General features: G+C 43.1%; 17 protein-coding genes. 2 read left to right on the top strand and 15 right to left on the bottom strand.

The window, feature by feature from the left end:
- Positions 1-157 precede the first annotated feature (157 nt).
- The gene (locus ACFVS2_RS24660) at positions 158-1,108 is read left to right on the top strand and encodes a hypothetical protein (protein ID WP_390238601.1); all 951 of its coding nucleotides are present in this window, start codon (positions 158-160) and stop codon (positions 1,106-1,108) included.
- A 113-nt stretch (positions 1,109-1,221) separates the two neighbouring features.
- Here ACFVS2_RS24660 and ACFVS2_RS24655 read toward each other — a convergent pair whose 3' ends face one another.
- The 4 genes from ACFVS2_RS24655 to ACFVS2_RS24640 all read right to left on the bottom strand — a co-directional run bounded on the left by ACFVS2_RS24655 (position 1,222) and on the right by ACFVS2_RS24640 (position 4,211).
- Entirely contained in the window at positions 1,222-1,773 is a 552-nt protein-coding gene (locus ACFVS2_RS24655) for a YjgB family protein (protein WP_390238598.1), read from the bottom strand.
- A gap of 296 nt (positions 1,774-2,069) precedes the next feature.
- Positions 2,070-2,468, bottom strand: coding sequence for a hypothetical protein (locus tag ACFVS2_RS24650; RefSeq protein WP_390238595.1), 399 nt, complete (start codon positions 2,466-2,468; stop codon positions 2,070-2,072).
- Between the two features lie 502 nt (positions 2,469-2,970).
- On the bottom strand, positions 2,971-3,354 hold the full coding sequence (locus ACFVS2_RS24645; protein WP_390238592.1) for a hypothetical protein: 384 nt from the start codon (positions 3,352-3,354) through the stop codon (positions 2,971-2,973).
- 479 nt (positions 3,355-3,833) lie between these two features.
- On the bottom strand, positions 3,834-4,211 hold the full coding sequence (locus tag ACFVS2_RS24640; protein WP_390238589.1) for a hypothetical protein: 378 nt from the start codon (positions 4,209-4,211) through the stop codon (positions 3,834-3,836).
- A gap of 115 nt (positions 4,212-4,326) precedes the next feature.
- Here ACFVS2_RS24640 and ACFVS2_RS24635 point away from each other — a divergent pair, with 115 nt between their 5' ends.
- A complete protein-coding gene (locus ACFVS2_RS24635; protein WP_390238586.1) occupies positions 4,327-4,515 on the top strand; it encodes a hypothetical protein in 189 nt (62 codons plus the stop codon).
- Between the two features lie 45 nt (positions 4,516-4,560).
- Here ACFVS2_RS24635 and ACFVS2_RS24630 read toward each other — a convergent pair whose 3' ends face one another.
- From ACFVS2_RS24630 to ACFVS2_RS24580, 11 genes are all read right to left on the bottom strand, one after another.
- Entirely contained in the window at positions 4,561-5,313 is a 753-nt protein-coding gene (locus ACFVS2_RS24630) for a hypothetical protein (protein WP_390238583.1), read from the bottom strand.
- A 271-nt stretch (positions 5,314-5,584) separates the two neighbouring features.
- Positions 5,585-6,916: a helix-turn-helix domain-containing protein gene (locus tag ACFVS2_RS24625; protein WP_390238580.1), complete on the bottom strand. Its 1,332-nt coding sequence runs from the start codon at positions 6,914-6,916 to the stop codon at positions 5,585-5,587.
- A gap of 184 nt (positions 6,917-7,100) precedes the next feature.
- Positions 7,101-8,432: a helix-turn-helix domain-containing protein gene (locus tag ACFVS2_RS24620; protein ID WP_390238577.1), complete on the bottom strand. Its 1,332-nt coding sequence runs from the start codon at positions 8,430-8,432 to the stop codon at positions 7,101-7,103.
- A 207-nt stretch (positions 8,433-8,639) separates the two neighbouring features.
- Complete coding sequence (locus tag ACFVS2_RS24615) at positions 8,640-8,930, bottom strand: aspartyl-phosphate phosphatase Spo0E family protein (RefSeq protein ID WP_390238576.1); 291 nt, start codon at positions 8,928-8,930, stop codon at positions 8,640-8,642.
- A gap of 252 nt (positions 8,931-9,182) precedes the next feature.
- On the bottom strand, positions 9,183-10,553 hold the full coding sequence (locus ACFVS2_RS24610; protein WP_390238573.1) for a helix-turn-helix domain-containing protein: 1,371 nt from the start codon (positions 10,551-10,553) through the stop codon (positions 9,183-9,185).
- A gap of 488 nt (positions 10,554-11,041) precedes the next feature.
- The gene (mdh, locus tag ACFVS2_RS24605; RefSeq protein WP_015893779.1) at positions 11,042-11,983 is read right to left on the bottom strand and encodes a malate dehydrogenase; all 942 of its coding nucleotides are present in this window, start codon (positions 11,981-11,983) and stop codon (positions 11,042-11,044) included.
- Positions 11,984-12,003: 20 nt separating this feature from the next.
- The gene (gene eutC, locus ACFVS2_RS24600) at positions 12,004-12,939 is read right to left on the bottom strand and encodes an ethanolamine ammonia-lyase subunit EutC (protein WP_390238571.1); all 936 of its coding nucleotides are present in this window, start codon (positions 12,937-12,939) and stop codon (positions 12,004-12,006) included.
- A gap of 20 nt (positions 12,940-12,959) precedes the next feature.
- Positions 12,960-14,321, bottom strand: a complete 1,362-nt coding sequence (locus ACFVS2_RS24595; RefSeq protein ID WP_007720091.1) for an ethanolamine ammonia-lyase subunit EutB — start codon at positions 14,319-14,321, stop codon at positions 12,960-12,962.
- A gap of 20 nt (positions 14,322-14,341) precedes the next feature.
- Positions 14,342-15,802: an ethanolamine ammonia-lyase reactivating factor EutA gene (locus tag ACFVS2_RS24590; protein WP_173619833.1), complete on the bottom strand. Its 1,461-nt coding sequence runs from the start codon at positions 15,800-15,802 to the stop codon at positions 14,342-14,344.
- A 142-nt stretch (positions 15,803-15,944) separates the two neighbouring features.
- The gene (locus tag ACFVS2_RS24585; RefSeq protein ID WP_452101556.1) at positions 15,945-16,541 is read right to left on the bottom strand and encodes an ANTAR domain-containing response regulator; all 597 of its coding nucleotides are present in this window, start codon (positions 16,539-16,541) and stop codon (positions 15,945-15,947) included.
- Complete coding sequence (locus tag ACFVS2_RS24580; RefSeq protein ID WP_173619835.1) at positions 16,507-17,967, bottom strand: sensor histidine kinase; 1,461 nt, start codon at positions 17,965-17,967, stop codon at positions 16,507-16,509. Before ACFVS2_RS24580 ends, ACFVS2_RS24585 begins: the two co-directional genes overlap by 35 nt.
- Between the last annotated feature and the right edge of the window lie 37 nt (positions 17,968-18,004).

Below are 18,004 nucleotides of genomic sequence, written 5' to 3'. Positions count from 1 at the left end.
CTTGATGGGCATGGGGTCTGCTCACGATGCAAAAAAATAAGATATGAACCGAACCTTTTTCCGCTAAAGAGGCAATATAGTGTGTAAGCTGCTTATTCAAAGAACAAATAGAACAATCCTATCTCATTATTTACAACAAAAAAGGAGCGAAGTAATTATGAAAAAACGATTAATTGGTGGAATGGTTGCCACTGCGATTTTGATTCCAGCTGCAGCATTTGCGGCTTCTGCCGTGATTGACATGCCTACAAGAACACCGATGACTACTGAACAAGTCAAGGTGGATGAGGTTGGCAAATCAACGCTTGAGAAGCTGTATCTCGCATTTCCTGAAACAAAATCGTTTGAGATTATCGATGCAAGCAACGTTCAAGGTGATGTATCCAAAGGGGAAAATTTAATCAACGTGAACCAAACAAGCATCGCACTACAGGAAAAAGGAGGAACCGGCAAAAAGATTACCCTCCATACAAACGGTAGTACGGGTGAGATTGAACACGTGATTCAAGAGAATTGGGAGCCTAAGGAGAAGTCACTCATTACTTTAACCGATCAGGAAATCAAGGCGAAGGTGAATGATCTTATTGATAAAATGTATGGCAACGTCGAACAGTACGAGATTGCTATAGAGCAAATGGAGAATCCAAATCAAAAAACATGGATGTTGAATTACACCAATGAGATGTTCGATAAACCGGTCTACCAGGTTTTTGTTCAGGACAATACCATTAGTGTTACTAAGATCGTAGGCATTCCTACAGGTCAAAAACCTTCAAACATTAAAGTAGAAGGTCTATTCTCTTTAAATGGTAAGCCTGATTATACCGCGGATGCCTTTTTAAACGATGAAAAACTGTTTGCTTTACTAAAAATGAGCCCGACAGAATTAAAACAAGAATTAGCAAAAGGTAAAACTGTTGTGGAGATTGCAGCATCTAAGAATGTCTCGAAACAACAAGTGATTGATGTGATTGCAGAAACACAGGCTAGAGGACAACTTCAAGGTGATGGAGTACCGATCTCCGAGCATTCACTGAAACAAATGATGAAAGCAATTGAACCAAAATTATTGCCAATCATTGAACACAAAACAGAAACGGAATGGTAGAAAAACAGAGTTAACTGGGTTGCACAAGTAAAAGAGAAGAGGCGGGAAAACCGTCTCTTTTTTTATGGACTAATTTTTCAGAATTCAGGCCACAATAAGCTAGATAGTCTGGCTTATTGGACTCGAAGGGTAACATACTTTACTGGACTTTCTTTTGAATCAAACGTAAATCTTAGTAGGTTTCCATTGTTTTCGTATTCCAATATAAACGTATGATCACCTGAGTCATCCATAAACTCTCTAGAGGGTTCTCCTAATTTTCTCTTGATTTCCTCAGGTTTTCCAGTCATTCCTACAGTCTTTGGTTCGGCATTCATTAGGACGACTTTACTCGTATCCTTTACTTCATCAATTGAATTAGCATAGTCTTCGAATTGTAAATCAAAACCATCATAGTATATTGTGAATCCATACTCAGAATTTCCACTCTCGACGGGGGTTCCGATTTTATCCAGAACCTCTTTCTTTGTTGCTCCGATGCCAATTAAGACACCTTCTAATTGCCCATTTTTTACTTTCTCCAAAGTGTCCGATTGAGCAGAATTAACAGTAATATCTTCAGTTTTTTCAGATATATTGGAGCAGCCAAGTAGAGTCATTGAGCTAAGAACTACAACAAGCAAAGCATTACGACATATTTTAGACAGATCAAACACACTCCTCATAATTTGTTTAGTCAGTGGTAAGAGTCCATCCGAGATGCTGAAAAAATAGATCGTATGGCTAGTGATTTATGGGTAATTATATAAACGCACTTTAACACACTTTAATATGGATGCCACAAGAAAAACGAAAATGTGGGTTTACAAGGCTAAGGAGTTTTAGACACAAAAATAGCCGGTTACGCTGCTAGTGATAACCGGCTATCTGGAAGCAAATTCAAATTATTCTTCCTTTTCGTAATCTCATGTTCCATTGTTTTCATTAATCTTGAATTAAAAGTAACAACAAAATACTTTGATTATATTTTTTTGTTGTATTGTTTAAATTCAACTAATGTATTAGGCATATTTAATGGCCACATTCTTCCCTCAATGAAAATATAGCCAAAAACATACTTACCATTTTGTTCGATTTGATCATATGCCTCTTTAGCGCTAAGTGTTTTACTCTTTACAGGAGAGGAGCTTAACAAGCTTACCTCCTCTCCAATTCTAATTGTCTTCTCATTGCTACAAAATTCAGTTTCGTTATTTATACAAAAATGCTTGATACTAAGAAAATATTTGTCATTTTCTACCCATTTGTTTGTTACTATAACCCACCCATACGTTTTACCATGTGCCTGAAAATTCATATATAACCCAATCATACTAAGCAAAAACAGGAGCATAATACCTAGTACTACTTTTTTTTTCATGATACATCCGCCCCTTACTAAAAATACAATTAGAAGGGAAGGAAGCCCTCCCTAACGTTTTTTTCCAGAAGCCGCAATTCGTCGGCGTACTCCCCTGATTTGTTCCACTTTTGCAAAGCAAAACAAACCCGTGCTAATTGGAATAAAGCATCGAGGCTCCATTACTTGGTTTACCTACCTAATTTGAGCTGTGGAGTTGAGTATTAAACAATTAAACTTCTTTTAATCCCGCTTCCGCTTTTGTCTTTTATTATCCATTTTAAAGATAATGCTAAGGCCATAAAAAATGATGCCCCCTGATACAATCATGAAGATATAATAAATTATATCCGTAGTGGTAAATGATGTCGTATCCACCAGTTCAAATAAATAAAAATTTAGAATCATCAAAATACATCCTAATGACAGAATAATGCCTCCAAAAAAACTTTTCATCTTCTCACCTCGAATAGTGATAAAGGTTAAAGCGAACATTACTGTCCACTTTAACCTAAGCTGTTACTTATCCCATATCAATATCATCTTGTGAATCTTCAAATATAATATCATAACGAATATTCCATTCACTAGTATCATTGAAGTCAACGTTAAAGTCAGTCCAGCCTTCATAAAATACATTCATCCTAAATCCGTCATTATCGTCATCTGATTCAATATAAACCCCCTTAGTGAAATCAAAATCTTTGTTGTCGTTAGATATAGGGAGGTTTGAAGAAAGTGAATAATTCTCAACTTCCCATACCGCATGATCAGTATCAAGTTCAAAATCAAGATTGATATCTAAATTAGGTTCAAGATATATATCCCATGAAACTCCACCTGGAATACCTATTGTGATCTTATCTTGATTAGAATCACTTTTGGGTTCTGGATCCAATAAATCCATGCCACTTTGATCAGCCCACCATTGAGCTTTAAAACCTGTTAAATCGTTAATAGAATTCGGAAGATCTTGTCCATCAAAGTCATGATCAGCTCTTAAGTAATAATAATCTAAATATCTATCACTCTCACTACTTTCATATACACGATACTCAGTATACCAAACTCGTATTTGAGAACTCTTACTGTCGATTTTTTTCCAAATCGAAATGACAACTTACATCTTTTACGATTTCCTTGATGGTACACTTGCTTTTAGTGGCCTTTAGTGACCCTGCGGCCCCCTTTTTAGTTATGTTCCTAAATCGCTTAATATTCATGCAATATTAACCATTTTTCACCACCTTATTTTTACATCTAATTACAAATTTACCATAAAACGTTATGCATATTTTTACCGACTGCAAAAAATGGAATAAAAAAACATCCTGCCAAAGGATGTTTCATCAATCTACGATAAATTCACAATGACCTAACAAGATGCTAGCCACCTGACTCATTTTGGTTACCAATTCGCTTATTCAAATTCCCTAACCATCCAAACAATGCTATATATGTGAGAGCCTCGTCATGTCGATTTAACAAATCCGCTAGAGAAAGGCAATATATCGTTTCTTCAATTCCTCTCTCAATCCGCCCTTTTCCATACTCATAAATAGCCATCTGATATCGGAACCGAAGATGTCGATCCAATCCAATTGCTTCTGTAAATTGATCGAAACTAGCAATTTGGGATGCAAAGCGCTCTAAAATCTCATCCACGCAAAAATGGTAGGTGTTAGCGGATTTCATAATGGCATTTAAACCAGCAAGAACTTCATTGGTGAGAAGACTACCGAGATAGTCTGCATACTCTTCCATGATGCTTGTATTGCCAGACTAATGCGTCAAGCAAAGTTTACAGTGAGGAGATCTATTTGCATTTGATCAAATGGTGTATAATGGTATAAAATCAACTTTATAGGAGGTAAATAAGTTGTTAGATTACGGAGAATTAACTGTGAATTCAGGAAGCCTAGTAGTCCAAATTGTAGGTTTGCTTATAATCTTGTTAGTTCTAGTGGTTATAGTAACAGTGTTAAATAACCATAAAAAGTATATGAAGAAATTGAATGAAATTGATGAGAAGATTTCTATCATTGATAAAAAAATGAAAGATAAATAAAAAAATCGCTGATCCCATATGGATCAGCGATTTTTTATTTGGGTATTACCAAGATGCAGAGGAATAATAACTATCATTTTCTACATTAAGCCTAAGTTTCATGGTAGAAGAACCAACGGCACTCCATGTGAATTTTAATGTTGCAGCTGCTGGCGCACTACCTTCCAATTCTGTTCCACGGTTAATATCCAGGTTCTCATTTGAAGAGCTACCATAAAGGGTATAGATGTAATAATCCCCTACAGATGTAATCTTATCAGCACCGCCATTAATAATGTTAACTGTAGCCATAAAATAAGCTTCGACTCCAGCTCTATCATGGTAAACCTTTAATGTGTAAATGCAATATCCAGATCCACATTTGCTTTTAATGATTTCCTCGCTAGAAAGTGTACCAATTTCACCAGCATTTCCTTTGTTATACTCTGCCAACACATTTCCATCTTTATCAAATTCAGTTTTAGAAATAATCTCTATACCATTCTCAATCACAGAGCCATCAGGGAACGTGTATCTTTTGACCGGGTCGTCCAAACTTGGAGTTAATGCGTCTTCAGGAACCTTTGATAGTTCTTTAGGATTTTCAGAGTCTAACATCTGACCATTTTGTAATTTGTTAATAAGCTCATCTTGAGTTTGTATATCAATATTTAGTTTGTTCATGCTGTTCTTCAATGAACTTCCACTACTTTTAGATAATTCAACCTTTTGTTCCGCCATTGCAAAAGTTGGAACAACAGCTAAGCACAATACTAATGCAGAAAGTGCAGTGACAAAACTATTTCTTATCTTGTTCATAAATATCCTCCTTATAAAAATAGACTATCCACACCCTGATCGTACACTTGCTTTTAGTCGCATCTGCGGCTCCTCATTTCAGAAACACTCTTACATTTCTAATATTCATATAAAAACATCGCTTTAAAACCTCCTTATTTTTGTTATAAGTTACATAATTAACCATAAATTATTATGCAGGTTTTTACCGATTGAAAAATTTAGCATAAAAAAACATCCTGGCAGAGGATGTTTCATCAATCTACGATATATTCAATGACCTAACGGGATACTAGCCACCTAATTCATTTTGGTTACCTATTCGCTTATTCATATTCCCTAACCATCCAAACAATGCTATGTATGTAAGGGTCTCGTCGTGTCGATTCATCAAATCCGCTAGAGAAAGGCAATATATCGTTTCTTCAATTCCTCTCTCTATCCTTCCCTTACCGAACTCATAAATAGCCATCTGATATCGAAACCGAAGATGTCGATCCAATCCAATTGCTTCTGTAAATTGATCGAAACTAGCAATTTGGGAGGCAAAGCGCTCTAAAATCCCATCCACGCAAAAATGGTAGGTGTTAGCGGATTTCATAATTGCATTTAAACCAGCAAGAACTTCAATGGTGGGAAGAATATCGAGATAATCTGCATACTCTTCAATGATGCTTGTATTGCCAGACAATACCTCCAATGTGTAGGAGTTCGCCTTTGCCCATACTTTGAATCTTTCTACATCTTTACGTCCGTTTTCATCAAGTAATTCAAACCATCCTAAATCAGCGTAAACTTGCACATACTGCTTCGCCTCTTCATACAGTCCTTGCATTTCCAGTGCTGCGCCTTTATATAAATGTCCCATTCCGTAATAATAGACAAGATGGCGCTCTGTTTTCAGGGGTTCCCCTTTTTTGTTTCTTTTCAACCTGTCCAATTCATGTATGCAAACAGTTTCTGCCAGAAGCCGCAATTCGTCACCGTACTCCCCTGATTTGTTCCACTTTTGCAAAGCATAACAAACCCGTGCTAATTGGAATAAAGCATCGAGTTGGTAGTTTTCTGAAAGCCGATTTCGATACGGAGAAAACCGAATTACATTCTCCCAATTTTCTTCCGCATTTGTCCCCAATACAGCACGAAATAACCGATACTGACTCATCACGAAGTGGTTCGAATAACTATCTTTTTCATTCTCAATCACATATTGATAAAAGGGCACCGACTCTTGCAGTTGCCCTTTCTCATATAGTTGCTCTGCAAGGGCGAACAGAATCGAGATGTTCTTCGGATTCTCCAGCAATATGGAAACAGCAGCCTCTATGCAATCCTTTCTCCCAACCTCCACGCATCGAATCAAGTATGGTATTAATCGAGGGCGGGAAATTCTTTGCTCTGACAAACATTCTTCTGTATACAGTTCGTATAACCAACCCGGATCGTGGCCAAATACCTTAGCTAGCGCGTCTAATTGACCAATGGTCATAGCCCGCGGCGGATTTCCATTAAGAATCTCACTCAAGCTTCCAGGGTTAATGCCTGTTAATTCACCCAGCTTGCTTAATGTATAACCATACTTTCTCCGACATTTTTCAATTTCTGACCGCAGCGACCGATGCATTGCCTCTTGCAGCCCCCCATAAAGGATTATACTTTCGTCTCTTTCCTCTATTTTACAGTTTTGATCGTTTTACTAAAATACACTACTTGACCTTCCTATCAATTCGTCATTCAGTCCGGAACGTTGACTCAGAATTGTTGACCAAAACCTTCTACACTATATTTACGAGGACCTTGACGAGATACTAGTCACCTAATTCATTTTGGTTAGCTATTCGCTTATTCAAATTCCCTAACCATCCAAACAGTGCTATGTATGTAAGAGCCTCATCATGTCGATTCATCAAATCTGCTAGAGAAAGGTAATATATACTTTCTTCAATCCCTCTCTCAATTCGCCCTTTACCAAACTCATAAATGGCTGTCTGATACCGAAACTGGAGATGCCGATCTAATCCTATTGCTTCTGTAAATTGATCGAAACTAGCAATTTGCGAAGAAAAGCGATCCAATATCTCATCTACACAAAAATGGTAGGTATTTGCTGATTTCATAATAGAAATCATACCAGCAAGTATTTCATTGGTGGGAAGACTATCGAGATAGTCTGCATACTCTTCAATGATGCTAGTATTGCCAGACAACACCTCCAATGTGTAGGAGTTCGCCTTTGCCCATACTTTGAATCTTTCTACCTCTTTACGTCCGTCTTCATCAAGTAATTCAAACCATTCTAGATCAGCGTAAACTTGCACATACTGCTTCGCCTCTTCATACAGTCCTTGCATTTCCAGTGAAACGCCCTTGTATAAATGTCCTATTCCGTAATAAAAGACGAGAGAGCGCTCTGTTTTCAGAGATTCGTCTTTTTTGTTTCTTTTCATCCTGTCCAATTCATGCCTGTAAACAGCGTCTGCCAGAAGCCGTAATTCGTCACCGTACTGCTCTGATCTTTCCCACTTTTGCAAAGCGAAACAGATCTTCGCCAATTGGAATAAGGCGTCGAGTTGGTAGTTTTCTGGAAGCCGGTTTCGATAAGGAGAAAACCGAATTACATTCTCCCAATTTTCTTCTGCATTTGTCCCAAGTACAACACGAAATAACCGATACTGACTCATCACAAAGTGGTCAGAATAGCTATCTTTTTCATTCTCAATCACATATTTATAAAAGGGCACCGACTCTTGCAGTTGCCCTTTCTCATATAGTTGCTCTGCAAGGGCAAACAGAATCAAGATGTTTTTCGGATTCTCCATCATTTGGGGAACAGTAGCTTCTATGCAATCCTTTCGCCCAACCTCCACGCATCGAATCAAGTATGGTATTAATCGGGGGCGCGATATTCTCCCCTCTGATATACATTCTTCCGAGTATAATTCATACAACCAACCCGGATCGTGACCAAACACCTTAGCTAGTGCGTCTAATTGACCAATGGTCATTGCCCGCGGCGGATTTCCATTAAGAATCTCACTCAAGCTTCCAGGGTTGATACCCGTTAATTCACCCAGTTTGCTTAATGTATAACCGTGCTTTCTCCGGCATTTTTCAATTTCTGACCGTAGCGACCGATGCATCGTCCCTTGCAGCCCCCTATAAAGGATCTTCCTTTCTATCATTTCCTAACTTTACAATTTTTGTAGTTTTTTTAAAATGCACTAAATGACCTTCCTATCAATTCATCATCCAGTTCGGAACTTCGACTTAAATATGTCTATAGTCGGCGAATACCTAGATAATAGTTAATGGAAGGGTCTTGGGGGGCCTTGAGGTGTGAGAAGGACTTACTTTTCCATTTTCAATCTGTTTTGAGCAATGACAATATATTTATCTAATTGTTCGCTTACAGCCAAAACCTTATCATGTGAGAGACCATACTTTCCTGCCAATTCCATCATTTCCCGTCGTAGCTGTTCGATGCTATTATCCAACTCTAAATGGCAACCGATTTCCTTTACCATACCCCTGATCGTACACTTACTTTTAGGGGCTGATGCTGCTCCTCTTTTGGGGGAGTTTTCAGGGTGAAAAGAAACATCCATATCTAAAATACTTGCGATAGCAGTAATATCCAACGCCCCCTCTCTTTTACAATTTATTACATATAATTACTATACATGGATGTGCAGAAATTCACCGATTAAGAAAAATTGAATAGAAAAAAACATCCCTCTGATGGGATGTTTTTGAGGTACGATCTATTTAACCACCTATTCCATGACCATAATTAGCGACTACTACAGCGTTTCCTATCTTTGCTGGTTCACTTACAACATTGACACCTAAACCCAAAACGAGAGCAAGTGAGAGTAAAATCCCTTTCATCACTATACAGCCCCTTTCGTAAGGATAGTTTGATACTTGCCTTTCTGTTGATCAGACGCATATTGCAGATGCATCCAAAACAGCGCTGTACATTTTTTGAAGTTATCGTAATCTTTCATGGTATCAGACAAACTAAGGCATCGAAGCGTTTCATTAAGCCCCTCTGCATACTTCCCTCTTTTAAACAAGTAAATCGCCATTTCATTCCGAAACTGAATATGTTCACTCATGCCGATAGCGTCCAGACGATCTTCAAAACGATCAATATTTTCTGCAAACTGCTCAAATACCGAATCGATCGAAAAACCGTATTGATTGGCTGCACTCACAATCGTTACTAAACCTGAAAGGACCTCTTTCGGATGATCAGAAAGGAAATGAATATAATCAGGGATGACATCACTATTTCCCATTAGGATGTTCAGCGTGTACAAATTAGCTGTCGCCCATGATCGAAATTTCTGCACTTCGATTTGACCAATTTCGTCCAGGAGTTCAAACCAGCTTAAATCAGCGTATCCATCAAGATATCGCTTCGCTTCTTCGTACATCACCTGTTTTTCTAATGCTATACTTTTAATGAGAAATGCTTGTCCATAGTACACAACCAAATGACGTTCAGTTGAAAGCATTTCACTAGCCTTGTTGCTTCTTCGTCTACGCAACTCATCCTCATAGATAATAGTAGCCAATTCCTTTAATTCGTCGGCATATTTATCCATTTCTCTCCATTTGTGGATAGTATAACAAACATTTGCTAATTGTAGTAGTGCATCTAACTGGTTATTTTCCGGTAGGCGCCTTCGATAAGGATCAAATCGAATGACAGCCTTCCAATTTTCTTCAGAATTCGTACCTTGCACTACTACTCGAAAAAGTCTGTACTGACTCATCACAAATTGGTTAGAGTAACTATCTTTTTCGTTTTCAATCACGTATTCATAGAAAGGTACCGACTGTTTCTGTTTCCCTTCCTCATATAGCTGCTCTGCTACGGCAAAGAGGGTCGAAATATTCTTCGGATTCTCCAACAGTTTAGGAACTACCTCGTCTATGCAATCCTGCCGCCCAACCTCTGCACATCGAATCAAATAAGGTATCAACCGAGGGCGCGATATTCTCCCCTCTGATATGCATTCTTCCGTATACAATTCGTACAACCAACCAGGCTCGCGACCAAACACCGCAGCGAGCGCGTCTAATTGACCAATGGTCATAGCCCGCGGTGGATTTCCGTTCAAAATCTCGCTCAAACTCCCATGGTTGATGCCCGTTAATTCACCTAATTTACTCAAGGTATAGCCGCACTCTCTACGGTGTCTTTCAATCTCTGACCGCAGTGACCAGTGCATTGTCCCTTGCAGCCCCCCCATAAAGAATCAACTCCTAAATTTTTCCTTAATTTTACAATAAAATATATTTTTTTGAAAGATTTTTCTTTACAATTCTTAACATTCCAGTAATCTAGTTCGTCACTCTTCGCACAATTCCTCCAATGTCTTACAGGTGTTTGCACTTCGTGACAATTACAGCCAATTGACTCAGTTGAATCAGCATTCATGCGAATACAGCCTCGTAGGAAGAAGCGGATTTCCAGTCCTAGCGCCTCTGGAGCCCTACCCAGCTCCGAAATAAATAGCGGGGGTTTTCAGCTTCAACCTCTGCGAATACATCCTCGAAACTCTACTTTTGAAGCGCTCCCGCTATTTATTTCGGAGCGAACAGTACCTGCCCTCAGCAGGGCGTAGGCCGAAGCGTAGACTGGAAATCCGCTTCTTCCCCACCACTACAGCTACTATAACCACATTGTAAAAAAAGCTCCGCCAAGATATCTGGCGAAGCTTTCATTTTAAATCCGTGCTTATGGCATAGCTACTTTCATAACCGCACGAACGGAATCTGCGGATTTATCCAATGCTGCTTTCTCAGCAGCAGTCAGATCCAGCTCGATGACTTGCTCGATACCGTTTCCACCCAAGAGAGTTGGTACACCCAGGTAGATATCGTTGTAGCCATACTCGCCTTGGAGTAAAGCGATGGATGGCAGGATGCGCTTCTGGTCTTTCAAGATCGCTTCTGCCATTTCTACCAGAGCTGCCGCAGGTGCATAGTAAGCGGAACCGTTACCCAAGAGAGCTACGATTTCGCCGCCGCCTTTGCGTGTACGCTCTACGATAGCATCTAGACGATCTTGTGGGATCAATTTTTCGAGTGGGATGCCACCTGCGTAGGAGTAACGCAAGAGTGGTACCATGTCGTCACCGTGACCGCCCAATACGAAGCCTGTTACGTCATTTACGGATACATTCAGTTCCATCGCTACGAACGTACGGAAGCGAGCTGTATCCAGTACGCCGGATTGACCGATAACGCGGTGTTTCGGGAAGCCGGACGTTTTGTAGAATGTATAGGTCATCGCATCTACCGGGTTGGACAGGATGAGTACGATGGAGTTTGGTGCATATGTTTTCACTTGCTCAGCAACCGAGCGCATGATGGCTGCATTCGTTGCTACCAAGTCGTCGCGGGACATGCCTGGCTTGCGGGCAATCCCTGCTGTAATGATTACGATATCGGAGCCTTCGATGTCTTTGTAGTCAGAAGTACCTGTAATGCTAGCATCGAAGCCGAGAACTGGGGAAGCTTCCATCATGTCGAGTGCTTTACCCTTCGTTGGGTTTTCCAATTGAGGGATATCGACCAAAACGATGTCAGCCAGCTCTTTTTGCGCCATGATGAACGCAGTTGTCGCTCCTGTAAAACCACTACCGATGACGGCTACTTTTTTTCTACGAAATGTCATGCTGAATCCTCCTCGTCATGTTACAAGACTAGTTTCACACCACTTGCTTTTTGCTCCAGCATTTTGGAGAGAATGGTCCCAATGTGGGCACCCGCCTCAACCGGAGAAGTACCTTGACGATGAATATTCGAGATCACTGTACGCTCTGATTCTACCATACCTTTGCGTGGACGGTAGCACATGTACGCACTCATGGAATGTGCTGTAACCAATCCTGGACGTTCTCCGATCAGGAGCACCAATACTTCTGGCTCCAAGATCTCGCCGACGTGATCCATGCTGGCTACGCGTCCGCCCTTGATAAAAAACGGAGTGCCGCAGGTCAGTCCGTAGCTTTTCAGAGAGTCCATCAGAGATGGAAGTACGTCTTTCAGGTTTGCATCCACCGCAGCAGCACTCAAGCCGTCTGAAACGACGATTTGTACCTGTGGCTTCTTTTGGCCGCGCTCTTGCAGCAAGCGCACGCCTTCCTCAGTGAGGATACGTCCCATATCCGGACGCTTTAGATAGTTTTCGGTGTTGTCATACTGTGTTTCCACTGTGAACAAGGAGTACTGATCGAGTACCGCTTGACTGACTTCACCGTATACAGCATCTACAGCCGCAGCATGGTCGCGACGCAATTCGAGCATCGTTTTGGTCAAAGGTCTCACACCTGTACGCCAAACTCCGATGCGCGCTGGCGTGCTGGACAGCAGTTCATCCAAGCCTTCCTTGTACTTCGGATTCGGTACATGTGTGGTTCTCTCTGGTTCTGCTGATGGAGCAGGCTGCTCGTTCACTACAGGAGCTTGCGCCGTCGTCGCATTCGCTACCGGCTCTGCCTTTGACTCCGATCTCAGTTGAATCAAGCCCGTCTCTGCTTTTGGTGACGGAGCTTGTTCTGTAGCCTCACCCAGCTTCTTTTGCAGTTCTGCTACTACTTTATCTACCAAGAAATCTAATTGTTGTTCCATCCGTCTTTCACCTCCTGATCTTACATGAAGATTGTCGGATCGCCTGCTTTTGCAGTCAGCCTACCGTTTTCCATGATGCCCATTTTCTCCAGCCATTTTTCAAAATCAGGAGCAGGGCGCAGTCCCATTACTTCACGGAATGCCGCAATATCATGGAAGCTCGTCGATTGATAGTTGAGCATGACGTCGTCAGCCATCGCTACGCCGATGACAAAGTTAACGCCTGCCGACGAGAGCAAAATACCGAGATTGTCCATGTCGTTTTGATCGACCTTCATGTGGTTCGTGTAGCATACGTCACAGCCCATCGGCAAACCGTGCATTTTGCCCATGTAATGGTCTTCCAGTCCAGCACGGATCACTTGACGGCTGTCGTACAAATACTCAGGTCCAATGAAGCCAACTACTGTGTTCACGATAAACGGATTGTACTTGCGAGCAAGTCCGTAGCAGCGTGCTTCCATTGTTACCTGGTCCATGCCGTGATGCGCCTCGGCAGACAGCTCAGAGCCTTGGCCTGTCTCGAAATACCAGAAGTTCGGCCCGTAGGAAGTGCCTTGTTTGCGCATCAGCTCATCTGCTTCATCCAACAGTGCTACATCAATACCAAATGCATTGTTTCCTTTTTCACTACCCGCCAAACTTTGGAAAATCAAGTCTGCTGGTGCCCCATTACGGATGGCACGCATTTGCGTGGAAACGTGAGCCAATACGCAGTTTTGCGTCGGGATATCAAACTTGGTCATCACGTCTTTGGTCATGTTCAAAATATCCTTCACGCTGTCGGCTGTATCGATAACCGGGTTGATCCCGATTACCGCATCGCCGATTCCGTAGCTCAATCCTTCGTACAGGGATGCCTTGATTCCTTGTACGTTATCGGATGGATGGTTCGGCTGTACACGAGAAGCCAATACGCCCTTATGACCGATTGCCGTGTTGGCATGCGTCACAACTTTGATCTTGGACGCAGCCGTGATCAAGTCCAGGTTGCTCATGAGCTTGGCAGTCGCTGCGATCATCTCACTAGACAAGCCGCGGCTGATTCGCTTGAGTTCATTATCGCCAGCTTGATGGCTCAAGATGTACTCGCGCAGCTCAGCTACACTCCAGTTTTTGATTTCGCTGTAAATCTTTTCGTTGATGCCTTCTTCGATCACACGCGATACTTCGTCTTCTTCTGCCGGAACCATCGGATTGTTGCGGATATCCGCCAATGTCAGATCAGCCAAAACCTGCTTGGCAGCTACACGTTCCCGGGAATCAGCAGCGGCGATACCAGCTAGCTGGTCGCCTGATTTATCTTCATTTGCCTTCGCGAAAATCTCTTTCAAATCGCGAAATTGATAGGTCTGTCCAAGCACAGTCGTTTTCGTGTTCATCACGTCCACCCCTTCTTACGTTACGGCCTTTCATCAAACGCCAGTGTTTTGACGACGACGGGAATGATTGTTCCCGAGATCGGCTCACCGAGATCGATGTAATCGCCGTATTCCACACGCACCTGATCGATGCAAATGATTTCCGGTGCCCCTTTGCAACGCAGCGCCAAGGCCTGCCCGAGCGCTTTCGCCATATCTGTTTCACAGATTACGACCATGGTTTGGCTCTCGGGGAAAGTTGCCCGGTATTGCTCCGACAGCTCCTGGGACAGCGTCTGCAGCAGAGCGTACGAGCAGTACCCGATGCCGGAGATCGCGAGTGCGAAAGGAATCCCTGTCGTTTTTTCAAACAGACGCTCACCCAGTTGGTAGATCGAAGCCACTTCCTGTCGCAGTCGTGTGGCATCTGCCAATTGTTCCTCGGTAAGCTCCAGCTTGAGAATCGGAATATTTTTGATCGGCAACAGCTCCGGCTTGATATGCACGGTTGAACCACTAATCTCCGTGCTCTGCATCCCCGCGCCAATTACCGTTGCCCGTACCGTTTGATCCGGGTCTAGCCACTGTACCGGATACGTTCCTTTTTCGCGCTCCTGCTGGAGTACATATCCGAGCAGTGGGCCAAAATCGCCATATCGGCTCGCATCCGAAATATTTTGGACGGGAGGTCCGCTCATGAGCAGACCCACACCACCTGAGACAGTCAATTCAGCAACAGGGATGGAATCGCGCAAATGCGGTCCCACTACGAGCAAGCCCGATACTTGACGCTCTTTGCCCGTCAAATAATCGAGCATGCTGCGTCCTAGCTGTTCGGCAACCTCTGTGAGCTGCGCAAATCCGATTTCCTGTCCGACTTGAATATGCAGTCCTTTTGCCGACAGCCATTGTTGAATGTTCGGCGACACGTATTGAACGACACCTTGCGGACTGAGACGGATCAGCCTTCCTCCGACGTGGAACGTAACCGTCGCAATCGCTCGGCCACGTTGGAAGTAGGCTGCATTCGCTGTTCCTCCGCCAATATCGACATTGACGATCACACCTTGCATGGCTTGCGAGCGTTTTTCTGCACCAGCGCCCTTGCCCGCCAGCACGCCCTCGAGGTCAGCACCTGCTGTCGCTACCACGAAATCCCCGGAGCGTTCAGCCAGCAGATGAACGATATGCTGTGCGTTCTTTTTGCTGGCTGTTTCTCCGGTAATGATGACCGCCCCGGACTTGATTTGAGACAAGCTGATTTGTGCCTTGTCGTACTCGGCTGCAAGAATCGATCCGATTCCGTCAGCGTCGATTTCATCAAATCCGATGAGCGGTGTGGAATGTACTTCACTCGCATACAGCAATTGTCGCTCCACGATCTGATAACGCGGCAGCGAAAACGTGCTGGACATGCGACCCAATCGCAATCGGCTTACGATCATTTTGGTCGTGCTTGTTCCCACATCGATCCCGACGCTTTGGATCCATTGTTCGTCCATATGAACCTCCTTGAACCATTGGCGTGTCAGACGGGCCTTACGAAAAAACGCTTGAACAGCCGGATCCTTGCTTCCGGTCTGATTCAAGCGCCTTTGCTCTCTTCGTATCTACTTGTCACTGCTTTTTATGATAACGTCAGTACTAACCTTGTATAAAAATGGCCTGCTCGCCCGACAAAATTTCCTCTGCCAGCTTCACAAGCGGCATGCGCCGTTGCATGCTTACTTGCTGCATCCATTTGTATGCCGCATCCTCTTCCAAGGATAGGGCACTCATCAGCTTTCCTTTTGCCTTTTCCACTGCCTTGCGATCCTCGATCTTTTGCTTCAGATCATTTATATCCTTCTTCAGTGAAACGACTTTTTCCTTTTGACTGAGTGCGATTTCTACTGCGGGAATCAAGTCATCCTCCGACACCGGCTTTACCAAGTAAGCCGTCACACCCGCTTTTCTGGCATCCTGGACGAGTTCCTTTTGGCTATAAGCCGTCAAGAGAAGAATGGAACTGTCTGAAAAGGAACGAATGATACTGCTTGCCTTGATTCCATTCAAGACAGGCATTTTCACATCCATGATAATCAGATCGGGCTTGTGACGATGGGCCAGTGAGACTGCCTCTTCTCCGTTTTTCGCCTCGGCAACCACTAAATACCCTTCATTTTCGAGCATCTCACGCAAATCCATGCGAATTATCGGCTCGTCATCAACCACCATAATCTTCGGCTGTGTCATCTTCATCCTCCTTTTGGATCGGATAGAGTATGGTAACCTCTGTTCCGTTCCCAGTGTTGCGGAAATGCATGGTGCCTTCGAGGTCTTCCCTGACCAGCGTATCGACAATTTTCAGGCCGAGATGGCCCTTTTTGTGGATTTGCTCCATGTCCTCGATGCCTACTCCGTCATCTGTCACAGACAAACTAACGAAGTCTTCCTTGGCAACCAGTGCAATAGAGATTTTCCCTTCTTGCTGCTCATGGAAACCATGAATCATGCAATTTTGAATCAGCTCGGTGACGATTAAGGCAAATGATGTTGCTTTGTTGGACGGTAGATACACTGACTCGCCCGTCACCACAACGTGTATAGCTTGCTCAGAACGTCTCATCGAAGAGACGATTATTTTCGATATTTTGGTTAAAATCTCTTTGAAGTCAATCTGCTCCAGACCATCCTGTGCCAAGTATTCGTGAATAATGGCGATGCTGTTGATGCGATTGATGCTTTCCCGGTATACCTTTTCAATCTCGTTGGACTGCGAACGCCGCATTTGCAGGCGCAGCAGACTAGAGATGGTTTGCAAATTGTTTTTGACCCGGTGGTGAATCTCTTTGATCACCGCGGATTTGATCATTAATTGCTTTTCTTTTTCCCGAATGTCCGATATGTCTCGCAGGAGAATGAATCCCCCAATGATGTCTTGTTTGCGGACGGACGAAACCGCTTTCATCATGATAAAATGTTTGCCTTTTGACAGCTCCTCCTGAATATAACCCCCGTTGCGTACAAAATTCTCCGGGGTAACTCTCCAGGAAAAAATACGTTCGATGCTCTCGCCTTTTTCCGGCCGTTCAAAACCAATCAAGGAGAGCAGCTTGTGGGCACGGCCATTGGCGTACGTGATAACCCCACTCTGATCAAACAAAATCATGCCCTCGTGCAAAAGCGACGAAATGGGCAAATCAGGCACAGCGAACTGGATGAGCGTCTCGCTTAATTGCTCCGTTGTTTCCTTGAGCATTTCAACGTTCTTTTCCTGTTCCACCTGTTTGGATATATCTTGTTCAGTTATCAAGGTCCCGATTGTTTTTCCAGCTGCATTCGTGATGGGTACGACGCTTTGTCGCATCACGACTTGCTCCTGTGAAACCCCACGTGAACCGATGACGGGCTTGCCTGTAGTCAGACAATACATAACGGCCGGCTCATTAATCGCCGTCGCCAAATGCCCTACGACCGATCCACTGTACATAGAGCGTGCCGTACTCGGTGCAGCTTGTGCGACTACCATCGCAGCGCTCCGATCTACCGTCGGACAATCGATAAACATGTCCGCTTGAGACAGATCAGCAAAAATCTGAAGCTTGGAAGCCAGATCCTCCACAATCCGAATGTCGTCATCACTCAACGTCGTGGACGCTTTGCACACTTCTCGTATTGATTGCATGTGAACCTCTTTTCACCTGCTAGGAGTTGATATGACC

Source organism: Brevibacillus sp. NPDC058079 (assembly GCF_042885155.1).
In the GTDB taxonomy this organism is placed as follows: Bacteria; Bacillota; Bacilli; order Brevibacillales; family Brevibacillaceae; genus Brevibacillus.
The sequence above is the reverse complement of the archived record's forward strand: the minus strand, read 5'-3'. Positions and strand labels throughout refer to the sequence as shown.

What these genes read in the sequence shown, in the direction of transcription:
- ACFVS2_RS24660 (WP_390238601.1), top strand. Translation starts at nt 158, where the DNA reads ATGAAAAAACGATTAATTGGTGGAATGGTTGCCACTGCGATTTTGATT.
- ACFVS2_RS24655 (WP_390238598.1), bottom strand. Translation starts at nt 1,773, where the DNA reads ATGAGGAGTGTGTTTGATCTGTCTAAAATATGTCGTAATGCTTTGCTT.
- ACFVS2_RS24650 (WP_390238595.1), bottom strand. Translation starts at nt 2,468, where the DNA reads ATGAAAAAAAAAGTAGTACTAGGTATTATGCTCCTGTTTTTGCTTAGT.
- ACFVS2_RS24645 (WP_390238592.1), bottom strand. Translation starts at nt 3,354, where the DNA reads ATGGATTTATTGGATCCAGAACCCAAAAGTGATTCTAATCAAGATAAG.
- ACFVS2_RS24640 (WP_390238589.1), bottom strand. Translation starts at nt 4,211, where the DNA reads ATGGAAGAGTATGCAGACTATCTCGGTAGTCTTCTCACCAATGAAGTT.
- ACFVS2_RS24630 (WP_390238583.1), bottom strand. Translation starts at nt 5,313, where the DNA reads ATGAACAAGATAAGAAATAGTTTTGTCACTGCACTTTCTGCATTAGTA.
- ACFVS2_RS24625 (WP_390238580.1), bottom strand. Translation starts at nt 6,916, where the DNA reads ATGCATCGGTCGCTGCGGTCAGAAATTGAAAAATGTCGGAGAAAGTAT.
- ACFVS2_RS24620 (WP_390238577.1), bottom strand. Translation starts at nt 8,432, where the DNA reads ATGCATCGGTCGCTACGGTCAGAAATTGAAAAATGCCGGAGAAAGCAC.
- ACFVS2_RS24610 (WP_390238573.1), bottom strand. Translation starts at nt 10,553, where the DNA reads ATGGGGGGGCTGCAAGGGACAATGCACTGGTCACTGCGGTCAGAGATT.
- mdh (WP_015893779.1), bottom strand. Translation starts at nt 11,983, where the DNA reads ATGACATTTCGTAGAAAAAAAGTAGCCGTCATCGGTAGTGGTTTTACA.
- eutC (WP_390238571.1), bottom strand. Translation starts at nt 12,939, where the DNA reads ATGGAACAACAATTAGATTTCTTGGTAGATAAAGTAGTAGCAGAACTG.
- ACFVS2_RS24595 (WP_007720091.1), bottom strand. Translation starts at nt 14,321, where the DNA reads ATGAACACGAAAACGACTGTGCTTGGACAGACCTATCAATTTCGCGAT.
- ACFVS2_RS24590 (WP_173619833.1), bottom strand. Translation starts at nt 15,802, where the DNA reads ATGGACGAACAATGGATCCAAAGCGTCGGGATCGATGTGGGAACAAGC.
- ACFVS2_RS24585 (WP_452101556.1), bottom strand. Translation starts at nt 16,541, where the DNA reads ATGAAGATGACACAGCCGAAGATTATGGTGGTTGATGACGAGCCGATA.
- ACFVS2_RS24580 (WP_173619835.1), bottom strand. Translation starts at nt 17,967, where the DNA reads ATGCAATCAATACGAGAAGTGTGCAAAGCGTCCACGACGTTGAGTGAT.